This window comes from Beggiatoa alba B18LD (genome assembly GCF_000245015.1).
GTDB classification, from domain to species: Bacteria; Pseudomonadota; Gammaproteobacteria; order Beggiatoales; family Beggiatoaceae; genus Beggiatoa; species Beggiatoa alba.
Genome location: NZ_JH600070.1, coordinates 168409 through 180958, shown reverse-complemented (window position 1 = coordinate 180958; position 12550 = coordinate 168409). Strand labels below are relative to the sequence as shown.

8 protein-coding genes are annotated in these 12550 nt (G+C 39.5%); 5 read left to right on the top strand and 3 right to left on the bottom strand.

All coding sequences use genetic code 11. The annotated features are described in order from the left end of the window. Positions 1–30 precede the first annotated feature (30 nt). A complete protein-coding gene (locus BEGALDRAFT_RS00735; RefSeq protein WP_002682669.1) occupies positions 31–429 on the top strand; it encodes a CAP domain-containing protein in 399 nt (132 codons plus the stop codon). A gap of 246 nt (positions 430–675) precedes the next feature. Here BEGALDRAFT_RS00735 and BEGALDRAFT_RS00730 read toward each other — a convergent pair whose 3' ends face one another. After that, positions 676–3480: a two-partner secretion domain-containing protein gene (locus BEGALDRAFT_RS00730; RefSeq protein ID WP_002682667.1), complete on the bottom strand. Its 2805-nt coding sequence runs from the start codon at positions 3478–3480 to the stop codon at positions 676–678. A gap of 616 nt (positions 3481–4096) precedes the next feature. Here BEGALDRAFT_RS00730 and BEGALDRAFT_RS00725 point away from each other — a divergent pair. After that, the gene (locus tag BEGALDRAFT_RS00725) at positions 4097–5341 is read left to right on the top strand and encodes a metallophosphoesterase family protein (RefSeq protein WP_002682665.1); all 1245 of its coding nucleotides are present in this window, start codon (positions 4097–4099) and stop codon (positions 5339–5341) included. An 8-nt stretch (positions 5342–5349) separates the two neighbouring features. Here the strand turns inward: BEGALDRAFT_RS00725 and BEGALDRAFT_RS17670 are convergent, their stop codons facing one another. Both BEGALDRAFT_RS17670 and BEGALDRAFT_RS00715 read right to left on the bottom strand, forming a co-directional pair. Beyond that, the gene (locus BEGALDRAFT_RS17670) at positions 5350–8601 is read right to left on the bottom strand and encodes an ATP-binding protein (RefSeq protein ID WP_002682662.1); all 3252 of its coding nucleotides are present in this window, start codon (positions 8599–8601) and stop codon (positions 5350–5352) included. After that, positions 8598–9707, bottom strand: coding sequence for a sensor histidine kinase (locus BEGALDRAFT_RS00715; RefSeq protein WP_002682661.1), 1110 nt, complete (start codon positions 9705–9707; stop codon positions 8598–8600). Before BEGALDRAFT_RS00715 ends, BEGALDRAFT_RS17670 begins: the two co-directional genes overlap by 4 nt. Before the next feature lie 159 nt (positions 9708–9866). On the opposite strand from BEGALDRAFT_RS00715, the gene BEGALDRAFT_RS00710 reads away from it, so the two are divergent. The 3 genes from BEGALDRAFT_RS00710 (at position 9867) to BEGALDRAFT_RS00700 (ending at position 12409) form a co-directional block, all read left to right on the top strand. Further along, entirely contained in the window at positions 9867–10808 is a 942-nt protein-coding gene (locus tag BEGALDRAFT_RS00710) for a quinoprotein relay system zinc metallohydrolase 2 (protein ID WP_002682658.1), read from the top strand. 107 nt (positions 10809–10915) lie between these two features. Next, entirely contained in the window at positions 10916–11719 is an 804-nt protein-coding gene (gene trpC, locus BEGALDRAFT_RS00705) for an indole-3-glycerol phosphate synthase TrpC (protein ID WP_002682656.1), read from the top strand. A gap of 24 nt (positions 11720–11743) precedes the next feature. Beyond that, positions 11744–12409 (top strand): MOSC domain-containing protein, encoded by a 666-nt coding sequence (locus BEGALDRAFT_RS00700; RefSeq protein WP_002682654.1) that lies wholly within the window; start codon positions 11744–11746, stop codon positions 12407–12409. Positions 12410–12550 lie beyond the last annotated feature (141 nt).

The following is a 12550-nucleotide window of genomic DNA, read 5'->3' as shown; positions in this document are numbered from 1 at the left end:
TATCTCACTCAAAAAATGGAGGAAATAAAGATGCATGCCGCATTTCAGCGTGTATTGGTATTAACAAATACTGCTCGCCAGCAAGTAGGAGCTTTACCGCTACAGCTTTCGCCTATTTTAATGCAAAGCGCACAAAAACAGGCGGACGAAATGGCTTGTTACGATTATATTGATCATGTGGATAGACAAGGCGGGGTTGTGGGCGACCGACTGCAAGCATTGGGGTATATTTTTCGATTTGCGGGTGAAAATTTATCTGTGGGTTTACAAAGTCCTAACGAGATTATGGCAGGATGGCTACAAAGTGCAGGACATCGTGCCAATATTCTCAAGCCTGAATTTACGGTAATGGGATTGGGATATGCGTACCGCGTTGATGGTTGTTATCAACATTATTGGGTACAAGTATTTGCATCTCCGCTCTTCTAGTTTTTTTCTAATTAACCTGAGTTCGGCAAGTTTCTTTTAAAAAGACAACAGCTTGTCTGAATCAGGATTTTCAGAATTAACAGAATTTAAAACCTAAAACCAAGAAATTAATGCGAATCACGCTTTTTAATCCTGCTAATTCTGAAAATTCTGTGAATTCTGATTCAGACAAAAAAAGACCCACTAGGGTTTGAAAATCTAGCAGGTCTCTGTTTTATTTTATAAATCTCACAGAACTCAGGTTAATTACTCAAACCAATGTTCAGGGGCTTTAGGTACGCCATCCCGTTCCATCTTATGTGTAAAACGGCTTAATTCTTTTACATCTTTAACAACTTTGCAGTTGTCTTTAATTAAAACACTGGCATCTGCAAAATTCGCAGAGAGAATGATTAATGAACCTGTTAAATTTTTAGCGGGGGAAGAAATGAGTATTTCACCATCAATACCCAATTCTGAGGAAGCATCAACAAGGCTTTCACCAGCAATAAACTCTTGTGTACTCAGGTAAATATTGCCACCATTGCCTGCAATTGCTTGGGTAATAATTTGACTATTATCTAAGATAATGAACTGCGGGGCTGTAATCGTGATATTGCCACCGTCACCCGTTCCATTTTGTACCCGTGTGTTTAATTGGCAATCTTGCAAATGTAAAATGTCACTGACTTGTAGGTAAATATCACCACCGCCCGCGTTGACAGCTTCCGTTGTCACATGGCTATTATCTTGTAATGTCATTGATTGTGCTTGAATATCAATAGAACCTGCTTGCCCATCACCTGTACTTGCGGTTGAAATATTAGCGTTACCTTTTAATACCAAGTTATCAATAAATAAATGTATCGTTCCACCTTGTCCCGCATTGCTAAAAGGGCTTTCGGTACGCGCATAAATGCCACTTTGCGATAAGGTGAGCGGCGGGCGTGCAATATCTTCTGCAAAATCTTGTTGATTACTATTTGGGGACTGTAGCGTTATTTGACTAGAATCGCCTTGAATCAGTAAAACTTGCGCATGAACTTCTATATCGCCGCCTGCCTGATTGCTGTTAGTGCTACTGCTCAACAATGCGCCATCTTTTAGCATTAAACGGGTTGCAGAAATACGAATTTTACCTGCTTTACCCACAACGCCTGTTTCTTGCTGTTGCGTAAAAGAACGCGCATAAATGCCTGTCCCAAAACCCTCTTCGGTTTCTCCGTAGGGATTAACGCCTTGAAGAATCATATCGCCCGTAACTGTAATATAAATTTCTCCCGCATCATTTGCACTGCTGGCGACAGTACCTAATGAATTACTTGAAATAATTGCACCTTCTTGCATCCGTAATTCTTTTGCCTCTATAACAATTGTGCCACCTTTACCAATATTTTTAATATTTCTTGCCCCTTCAGAATTGGCAATAATGCCACTGCCTGAACCGTTGGCAGTTGTTCCTTGTAACGCTAAGGTATTATCTACTTTAATAATAATATTCCCACCATTACCTTTCCCTGTCGTCGTAGCTAAGATGATAGCCCCATCATCTAGCACAATGTCGCCTGCTTCAATGCTAATCGTACCGCCACCACCGCCCAAACTCCCACCCAACACCCGCGCTAAAATACGGCTTCCTGTCCCATTGCTGGCTTGTACGCCTGATAATTCTAAGCGGTCACTGGCGTGAATCGTATAATTTCCTAAGTCGCCAACCCCGCGCGTTCCACCTTCTATACCTGCGCCATCTTTAAAAACAATCTCTTTTGCCTCTAATAACACGCTATTCGCATCGCCACTGTTGCTGGTTCGGCTGACATTATCCACCGTAATGCCTGCCCGCCAACGGCTTAACGACTCACCCTGAAATAAAATAAGTTCCCCTGCGCGAAACGTGACAAAACCACCGCCCCCTGTTCCTTCTACACTACCAATAAAATGCCCGCCTTCTTCAAAAATAATTTGTTGAGCTTGCAAAGAAATATCGCTAGATTGTCCTCCATTTGCCTCTTTACTATAGGTATAGGCGGCAATAGAGCTGGCACGTTGCTCTTCACCTTGAAGATTATGCCCATGTAACCAAATCTGGGTTTGTGCTTCTAAAATAATATCTGTTGCGTTTCCCTGCCCAAAGGTATGCGTAAATAATTCACTGCCATCAAATTCTATCGAGTCTGCGCTTAAACGCACTAATCCACCCGTTTGATTTCGGCTATAACTGCGCAAATGACTCTGTTGTAACTGCAATATCCCTGCTCGAATAAAAATATGCCCACCACCCATACCGCTTACATCAACATAAGCATTTTCTAAGCGTGTCGGTGCAAATGTACGGATTGTCGACGTATTAATCCCTTCTGAGCTAAACAATACCTCGCCCGCACTGTCCACACTCACTAAATCAATACGCCCTTCAGGTGCTTGTAAAACAGCACTTTTACTAATTTCAGGGACATGCCCTGTTTCTTCAGTGGATAAATAAAAACTTTCTCCCCGAATGCGAATTTCTCCCCCAACGAGGGCTAACTGTTCACCAGTTGGCACAACTAATTGCCCTTGATTCACGCTAATACCAGCAGGATGAGAATTTAAAAACCCAAAGGCACTGATAGGCGCGCTACTTAACAACGGCGTTGCAGTCGCTTGTGCCTCAAAAACTAAACCATCTGCAAAAACTAACCGTTCTGCACTAGAAAAATAGGCACTCCCTTGAATATCTAACCGCGCATGTTGTCCAAAAATAATGCCTTGTGGGTTAATGAAATAAAAATCTGCATGGGGTATCGTGCTGCGCAATGTCCCGTCTAAAAAAGAGGCTTCGCCCCCTGTCACACGACTGATAACCCGCGCAATCGTTTCATCCCCTGTAAAAGTCGCACTTTCGCCCATATTTAAATTAAATTTTTGAAAACTATGGAATAAATTACCGCCAACTTGTTGCCCTAAAGTAGCATCAATTTGATAATCAGGTGCGGACAGGGTGAGTGTTTGCCCTAAAGACCCATCAAGGACAATTTCAGCCCTAACAAGACAAGGGAAGCAGAGACAACTTAATAAAAAAATGCGTTTCATGGGTGTTCCATTACAGCGAATAACAATTGATTTAGTAAGGTATTAATGCACACAAAACAAATGATTAATCTAAACTTAAGCACTAACTAGACCAAATCTAAGCAATTCATCTTACGTGAAACTCCCTATATCTCCGCTGATTTTTCAAATCACCCTGATTTAATAAAGCGGTGGCAAACCTTTAACACGGTTATATCAGCGTAAACGCTAACACTTCATGAGTTTTATGTTTTATTCTCGCGGTTTTTTACCGAAATGTTTCAAACGCTGCAAAATACCATGCTAATAAACAAAAACAGACTGAAATAAAAATTCATATTTTTAAATAAGTTACATAACAAATTAAATAAATTTTTTAACTTGACAATCCCAAGTATGGCTATTTTCCACTTCCTTTTTTTCTAAATGTCGTTGTATTCATGATTCTCTATTTTTTTAATACATCTGCATTTAATTCTATTAAATCGCTGATTATTCTCTGCGACTTTATTCATTTATAAGTGCTTTAAACTCTCACTTGACATTTAAATAATAAAATATATACATATAGTTATTGCCTAAAAATAAAATTTAGAGTAGCCTTAATCATGAGAATCGTTTTATAGGAGTAATTTCGATGAAATTTATCCACGCTGCGGATATTCATTTAGACAGTCCCTTATGCGGATTAGCTCGCTATGAAGGTGTCCCCGCTGAACAAATGCAAAGCGCGACCCGTCGGGCGTTTATTAATCTTGTCGACTTAGCCTGCGCGGAAGCCGTAGATTTTTTACTGATTGCGGGGGATTTGTACGATGTGGATTGGAAGGATTACAACACGGGTTTATTTTTTAATCAGCAAATGACCCGTTTACGTGAGGTCAATATCCCTGTTTTCATTGTGTTAGGCAATCACGATGCGGGCAGTAGCATTACAAAACAATTGCGCCTGCCTGATAATGTAAAGGAATTTAGCACCCATTCGCCTGAAACCGTGATTTTAGAAAAGATTGGCGTTGCGATTCACGGACAAAGTTTTGCGACAAAAGCAGTAACAGACAATATCAGCCTAAATTATCCGCCAGCCATTGCAGGCTATTACAACATCGGTTTATTGCATACCGCCGTCAATGGTCGAGAAGGACACGATAATTACGCACCTTGCAGCGTGCAAGATTTATTAACACAAGGTTATGATTATTGGGCGTTAGGTCATGTACATAATCGTGAAATTCTTCATGCTGACCCGTATATTGTGTTTTCAGGCAATTTACAAGGGCGACATGTGCGTGAAACAGGTGCGAAAGGTTGCACACTGGTCACTGTGAACGATGAACATAAAACCACACTTACTCACTGTCCTGTGGATGTTTTACGTTGGGGCGTGTGTACCGTTGATGTCGCTCACATCGCTACGGCAGATGAAATTGTGGATAAAGTACGGGAAACTGTCTTAGCAACCTTGCAAACAGCAGATGGTCGCCCGCTTGCGTTACGCATCATGATAGAAGGCACATGCCCAGCACATGCAGAATTGCATAGCAATACAGAACGCTGGAGTAATGAAATTCGCTCGATTGCAACCGATGTGGGTTTAGGCAGTGTTTGGGTAGAAAAAATTTATTTAAATACCCGCGCTATTTCCACCGCGCTACAACAAGACGAAAGTCCATTCGACGAGTTATTACACACATTACGCACTTTACCGCAGAGTAATGATAGCTTATTAGCGTTAAGCTCTGAATTGCGTCATTTAAAACAAGCATTACCCTTAGAAGCACGCACAGAATATGGATTTGACCCTGAAAACCCTGACACCATTCGCCAAATGTTAAACCGCGTTGAAGGATTTTTAATGGGGAGATTATTACCTCAGGCTTAAGCAAGACATTACAATTTATCAATATAAGGACTCACTAACGCTTTTAATTTATCAATATCAAATTCTTTAGCGAGTTGAATAATATCATCGGTAAACCACTGTAAAGCAGGGTGGGTTACTTGTAACTGTCTTGCATATTCAATGATGCGGCGAATATTGCCTGCATTAATAAACTCCAATAAGGCTTCCGCTTGTTGTGAATTAGGCGGTACAGTGGTATCACTACTGTCGCTAGTTTCTTCCGTATCAACGTCATAACTCCAATCGATATGAAAATAGGCTTGTAGGATTTTTAATAAACTTTCAATATGTAATGGTTTGGTTAAAAACTCATTACAGCCTGCCTCAATACTGGCTTGTTTATCGCTATCAAAGACATGAGCGGATAGCATGATAATCAAGGTTTCTTTAAAAACATCTTGTTGACGTAACTTCTTTGTTAACTCAATGCCATCCATCACGGGCATCCGCAAATCGGTAATAATGACTTCAGGTAAAAATTGCGTTGCTTGTTTCAGTGCGCTGTCTCCATTTTCAGTGGTTTGCACTTCAAACCCAAATTCTTTCAACAATTGGCTCAAAACTTGACGATTTTCTGCAATATCATCAACCACTAAAATCCGTTGTTTATTGCCTTTTATCTGTATTAATGAATATTGCTTTTTCTCTTCTAATGGCTCTTGGCTTGGAGCTTCCATCACAATTTCAGGCAATTCAATATCAAACCAAAAAACTGAACCAACACCAACCACACTTTCAACATATAAAGTGCCATCCATCAGTTCTACTAATTTCTTACTGATACTCAAGCCTAAACCTGTGCCTTCCATTTGATGACTTAAATCGCCGACTTGTTTAAACGGTAAGAAAATAGCGTCATGTTGTTCAGTAGCAATACCAATACCCGTGTCTTCCACCTCAAAACGAGCGCGGTTATTGCTATAAATAACGCGGAAATAGACTTCACCATTAACTGTAAATTTCACTGCATTACTGAGTAAATTCAATAAGATTTGGCGCAAGCGTTTTTCATCACCATACACAATTTTTGGAAGGCTAGATAAGGGTTGCGTGAGGAATTGCAGCCCTTTTTGTCCACAGCGCAGGGTGAATAAATCAGCAATATCTTTAAAAAATAAGTCAAATTTAAAATTATTGCGATGTAATTCTAATTTGCCTGCTTCAATTTTTGATAAATCTAAAACATCATTAATCAACGTGAGCAGATGCTCGCCATTCCGTTGGATACTGAGCAATTTTTCTTTTTGTGGCTGTCCTAGCGATTGGTCACGTCGCAAGATTTGCGTATAGCCTAAAATGCCGTTTAACGGGGTACGCAGTTCATGGCTCATATTGGCTAAAAAAATACTTTTATATCGATTGGCTGCTTCAGCGGCTTCTTTAGCAAAACTGAGTTCAATCCGCATTTTTTCTGAAAAACGCAAGGTTTCTTGTAATTCAACCGTTAATAACTCAGCACGTTTACGCGAAGAAATGGCTTCCGAGAGTAAATTAAACATGCTTTTACGTGCTTCTGCTAATTCAATAACACGTTGTTGTAAAACTGTTTCTATCTGCTTACGTTCATTAATATTGGCAAGTAGAGTTAAATTAACTTGAGCAAGTTCTGCGGTTCTATCATTAACTAATTTTTCAACTAATGCGGTGCGTCCTGTGACGAGGAGTAGAAATGCGCCTAATAAGCAACAGAAAAATAAGCCAATTAATAAAATCCCCCATGATTGTAAAGAGGGATTTTTTAATAAATAGGTGTTTGATAAGGTTAGCTGTAAAATCCACTGTTGTTTAGCAACCGTAATCGGGATTTTAAAAGTAATATCTCGTAAATCTTTTATTAAATTATTATTAGGTTCTTGATTTTCATATAACACTAATGTTTTTCGTTGATTTAACACATTACTGAGTTGTATCGAAAACGGTGTATTTTCCTCACGAGAAAAAATTGTTTTAAACAAATTATCTAATTGATATTGAACGATGATAAAACTTTTATGTACATTGTTTGTTAATGTATAACTGATGGGAGCGGCGAGAATCAGATTCAGCTCGCGTTGTGGTGCGTGATGAGATAAATCGGCGTAATAAATTTGTATCTCATTGATATTTTGGTCTAGTTGGGTCAAGACGGTCGATAAATCTGTGCCTATTTCCAGTGTATTTTCTGGTTGTCGTGATTCAATCGCGTGAATAGGCAAATAGAAAGGGCGATTTTTTGCGGCTTGCTTTTGTTCACTCCATTCACTCAATTGTGTCAGGGGTAAATGCGTTTTGTTTTCTGCTTCATAATATGCACGTTCTGAATGGGGTAGCGCGACACACCAAATAATATCTTGAATAAATGGCGTTGTTGCTAAGAGTGGCTGAGTCAGTGCGTGAAATTCGCGTTGTGTTGCTTGGGGATTATTGCTAAAAAATAGATTAATTGCTTGTAAAGCCGTTAATTGCATTTCTATTTCTGTTTGTAACGTTTGTGCGAGTAAACCAGCTTTATCTTGATACGTTTTAATAATCCGTGCTTGTTCTATATGACTGATATAAAGATAAGTGCTTAAAACAGCTAGTAAAGTGATAGCAAGTGGTAGTGCTAGAAATAAACGGCGACGTTGCCAAACTGTGCGCGTTTTTTCAAACCAACTGAGCAAAATAGGGGTTGCAATCATAACTCCAATGCTATCGCCAACCCACCAAGTTAACCAGTTGAAAGTAAAATATTCTTTATTTAACAGTCCCCAATAATATTGCGCTGTAATACTGATTGTTGCACTGATTAAACAACTGCCCATTGCAACAAAAAAGAGGAAGATAACGATTTCTTTTTCTTGTTTTAATTCACAGGGAAAACCGATAAATCGTCGTAATAGCCATGCGCCTGCCCACGCTTGTAAACTCGCCCCAATGCCGATACAGCTTGTTAAAGTGATAGAGCTGATTAAACTAAAAAAGCTCGTACTATCAAGCAAATTGAATGTATTCAGCGTAAAAGAGCCTAAAAACACGCCTAAAAGTATAGATGTCCCTTTGAGTAAAACAGCAGTTAAAGCAATCCCCGCAGGCAGCCAGACAGCAACAGCGGTATAGCTTGGTGGAATTGCCATTAATAATAATAATTTGCCCATCAGAAAATAGCTAAGTGCTACCAGTAAAACACTGGCGACATAACCATGTGGTATAACAGCAACTCCCATTAAGGAGAATTTTAACAGCCGTTGAAAGAGCGAGGAATAAAAGAGGTTATTCATTCAATTGGATAAGCAGGCAGTGTGAAATAAAACAGGCTTCCTTGACCTAATTGGCTTTCTATACCAACTTGCCCACCTAGTTTTTCAACAATTTGACGCACGATTGATAGTCCTAGCCCATACCCTTCAGTTTGCAAATTTAAACGACTAAATGGCATAAACAATTTTTGTTGTTGTTCTTGCGTAATCCCTGTTCCATTATCTTTTACCCAAAAACGCAACATTTTATTGTCTTGTTCATCTGCGCCGATGGTTAGCATGGGAGGAGTTCCACCATATTTTAGAGCGTTACTCAGATAATTACTCCATATTTCTAAAACCCATAGCGGATAGCCCTGCGCAATGGGTAATTCCTCGGGCATGTTGATAATGGCGCGTTTTTTCTTAATGCTATAATCCAAGCGTTGATGAACCACAGTATTGATTAAACTCACCATATCTAAAGGCTCTAACTCTAATACTGTTTCACCGCCCACACGCGCCAATAATAATAATGCTTCAATACATTGATTCATATCCCATCCAACTTGAATCGACCAACGTATTTTTTCATAACTTTCAGATTGTATGGTAATTTCATCTGCAACCATATCTAAGACATTAATTAATGAAGATAAAGGACTTTTTAAATTATGTGCGACCATCTGCGCAAAGGCTTCTAAATCTCTATTTTTTTCTTCTAGTACAATTGTTTGTTGACGTAATGTATTTTGTAACTGATGAATTTGTAATTGTGCATTAACACGCGCTAAAACCTCAGCACTGTGAAAAGGTTTTGTAATGTAATCTACCGCCCCTAATTCAAATCCTCGCACTTTACTGGCTGTATCAGCAATTGCTGTCATAAAAACAATGGGAATATGCCTTGTTTTATCCTGTGATTTTAATATCTTACACGTATCAAATCCATTCATTTCAGGCATCATCATATCTAATAGAATTAAATCAGGCTGAATATATTCAGTCCGTGCAATCCCTTCACGCCCATCACGTGCAACTAATACCCGAAACCCTGCTTCTGTCAGTAGTTTCAGTAATAAGCGCACATTATCTGGCATGTCGTCAATGACCAAGATTGTTTTCTTAGAGAGCGTTAAATTCATCATGATCAGCACCCCTAACTAAAAATAGTGACTCAATAAATCAATTATTATCTAATATCCCTATTAATAACGATAACTTTCCCTCTTTATAAAAAAAGAATGCACAATTAATACACATTTTCTGCCTTATGCTTACAAAAAAGACCTTTAGAGGAGCAAACCATGATGCAAAATTTATTTAAAATTTGCTTAATAAGCCTATTTTCAGCCTTATATTATTCCCCTGCCTATGCAAGCCTTACAATAAAGGAAGTTGCGCATGGTATTTATGTTCATTATGGACTACATGAAGATACCAATGTGGAAAATAAAGGCGATATTGCCAATATTGGCTTTATCGTTGGCAAGACCTGTGTTGCTGTGATTGATACGGGGGGATCATTAATGGTTGGTAAAGCATTGCGTGCTCGCATTCAACAAACAACCACTGTCCCAATTTGTTACGTCATCAACACCCATATGCACCCTGATCATATTTTCGGGAATGCTGCTTTTTTAGATGATCATCCTCAATACATCGCCAATACCCGCTTTTCTGAAGCACTTGCCAGCCATGCCACCAGCTATATCAGTGCTTTTTCTCGCTTATTAGACGAACCCTTAAACGATAAAATACTGGTTTATCCCACGCAAACCGTCGCAGAGACCTTAACATTAGACTTAGGCGAGCGCATTATTCAACTCAAAGCCTACCCGACTGCTCATACTAACAATGATTTAAGCATATATGATGAAAGTACCGACACATTATGGCTTGCAGATTTATTATTTGTTGACAGAATTCCCGTTTTAGATGGCAATTTATCAGGCTGGATTAACGTTTTAGAAATACTGCAACAGCAAACGGTTAAACAAGTCATTGCAGGACATGGGGAAATTAAAGAAGCGGATTGGCATCTAAGCCTAAAAAAACAATTACAATATTTGAAAACCATTCGCCAAGAAGTCCGCGCCTATATTCAACAAATGCGCCCCATTGAAAGCGCGATTGAACAAGTGGGGCAAAGTGAAAAAAATCACTGGTTACTATTTGATAACTATCATAAACGTAATGTAACAGCTGCATTTGCCGAATTAGAGTGGGAGGATGAAGAGAAACAATAACCCAGTCAATATAAGAGAACTTTCCTTTTTAAAGGATTTTAATAGACTTAGCACAACTAGAAAAAGTCGGTAAACTATCACTTTTTCGATGACTGACACATTACACCATGTCTAATCAACTACCTGATATCCTCAAAAAAATCTTACGGCGCAAAACTGAAGAAATCATTGAACGGGCAGAAAAACGCTCCCTAAAAACTCTCAGTGCCATTGCAGCAGATACTGCCGCGCCACGTGATTTTATTGGGGCAATTGAAGCACGTTTGCGCGTTCGTCAAGCAGCCGTTATTGCTGAAATCAAAAAAGCTTCACCCAGCAAAGGCATCATACGCCCACAATTTAACCCTGAAGAAATTGCCAAAAGCTACGAACGTAGCCATGCTGCCTGCTTATCCGTACTCACTGACCATGATTTTTTTCAAGGAACAGAAGCCTATTTACAACAAGCAAAAGCAGCCTGTGCCCTGCCCATATTGCGCAAAGATTTTACAATTGATGCTTATCAAGTCTATGAAGCCCGTGCGATTGGTGCAGATTGCATTCTACTCATTGCGGCGGCATTAGGTGATGCACAACTACAAGATTTAGCAGGGCTTTCTTACCATTTAGGGATGGAAGTCTTAATCGAAGTACATGATCGCGAAGAATTAGAACGGGTACTCCCCTTAAATACAACATTGATAGGGATTAATAACCGTGATTTACGCACATTTAACACCTACCTAGAAACTACACTAGATTTATTGGGCGATATTCCTAAAGGGCGAATTGTCGTCACTGAAAGCGGGATTCATACACCACAAGATGTGAAAATTTTCCGAGATGCAGGGGTGGATACTTTTCTTGTTGGAGAAGCCTTCATGCGTGCGGTTGATCCAGGGGAAGCCTTACAACACCTGTTTTACGCCTAATTCATCAGGGGGAGGGGAAAATTTATGACAGCAGACACGGTATTAACACAACTCTTTATCGGCACACTTCGCCCCTTACCCCCAGAGGGACAACTGACAGGCATTTATAAACTTCCCATTAATAACACAATTCAAATAAATGAATTAGGACTGATTGGTGACTATCAAGCCGACAAACGAGTACACGGTGGAGCAGAAAAAGCGATTCATCATTACGCCGCAGAAAATTACGCCCAATTAGCTGCTCAATACCCACATGAAGCACAACAATTTGTTGCAGGTAGTTTGGGTGAAAATCTATCCAGTATCGGCTTACATGAGCACAATGTTTGTATTGGTGATATATACCAACTTGGGGATTGCACCCTACAAGTGAGCCAACCACGTAGCCCTTGCTGGAAAATCAACCATAAATTTGGTATAGAAAAACTTTCTCTATTTATTCAAGAACACAACATAACAGGCTGGTACTATCGCGTACTACAAGCAGGCAAACTAAACCAAGGCGATAGTTTTAAACGCATCAGTTGCCCAAATCCCCACTTAACCATCGCTTATTTTTGGCAAAATGTCCTAGAACACCGTCCTGAAATTTCACAGCTAGAAGCCATTGCCCATGCAGAAGGCTTAAGCCCTCAATGGCAAAAACGATTAACTGACCGTATTGCTTGGTTACGTCAACACCCTTAAATGCTATCATTTGTTTTAAAAACAAGATGTAACCATTTATAGGAAGATAAACCGTTTTTTTACGCATAAAGTTCTTACACAAACCTCCATCAGGAAAAACCCTAGTATTTTTTAATCACTTAATAATATATCTTTGTTATC

What these genes read in the sequence shown, in the direction of transcription:
- BEGALDRAFT_RS00735 (WP_002682669.1), top strand. Translation starts at nt 31, where the DNA reads ATGCATGCCGCATTTCAGCGTGTATTGGTATTAACAAATACTGCTCGC.
- BEGALDRAFT_RS00730 (WP_002682667.1), bottom strand. Translation starts at nt 3,480, where the DNA reads ATGAAACGCATTTTTTTATTAAGTTGTCTCTGCTTCCCTTGTCTTGTT.
- BEGALDRAFT_RS00725 (WP_002682665.1), top strand. Translation starts at nt 4,097, where the DNA reads ATGAAATTTATCCACGCTGCGGATATTCATTTAGACAGTCCCTTATGC.
- BEGALDRAFT_RS17670 (WP_002682662.1), bottom strand. Translation starts at nt 8,601, where the DNA reads ATGAATAACCTCTTTTATTCCTCGCTCTTTCAACGGCTGTTAAAATTC.
- BEGALDRAFT_RS00715 (WP_002682661.1), bottom strand. Translation starts at nt 9,707, where the DNA reads ATGATGAATTTAACGCTCTCTAAGAAAACAATCTTGGTCATTGACGAC.
- BEGALDRAFT_RS00710 (WP_002682658.1), top strand. Translation starts at nt 9,867, where the DNA reads ATGATGCAAAATTTATTTAAAATTTGCTTAATAAGCCTATTTTCAGCC.
- trpC (WP_002682656.1), top strand. Translation starts at nt 10,916, where the DNA reads ATGTCTAATCAACTACCTGATATCCTCAAAAAAATCTTACGGCGCAAA.
- BEGALDRAFT_RS00700 (WP_002682654.1), top strand. Translation starts at nt 11,744, where the DNA reads ATGACAGCAGACACGGTATTAACACAACTCTTTATCGGCACACTTCGC.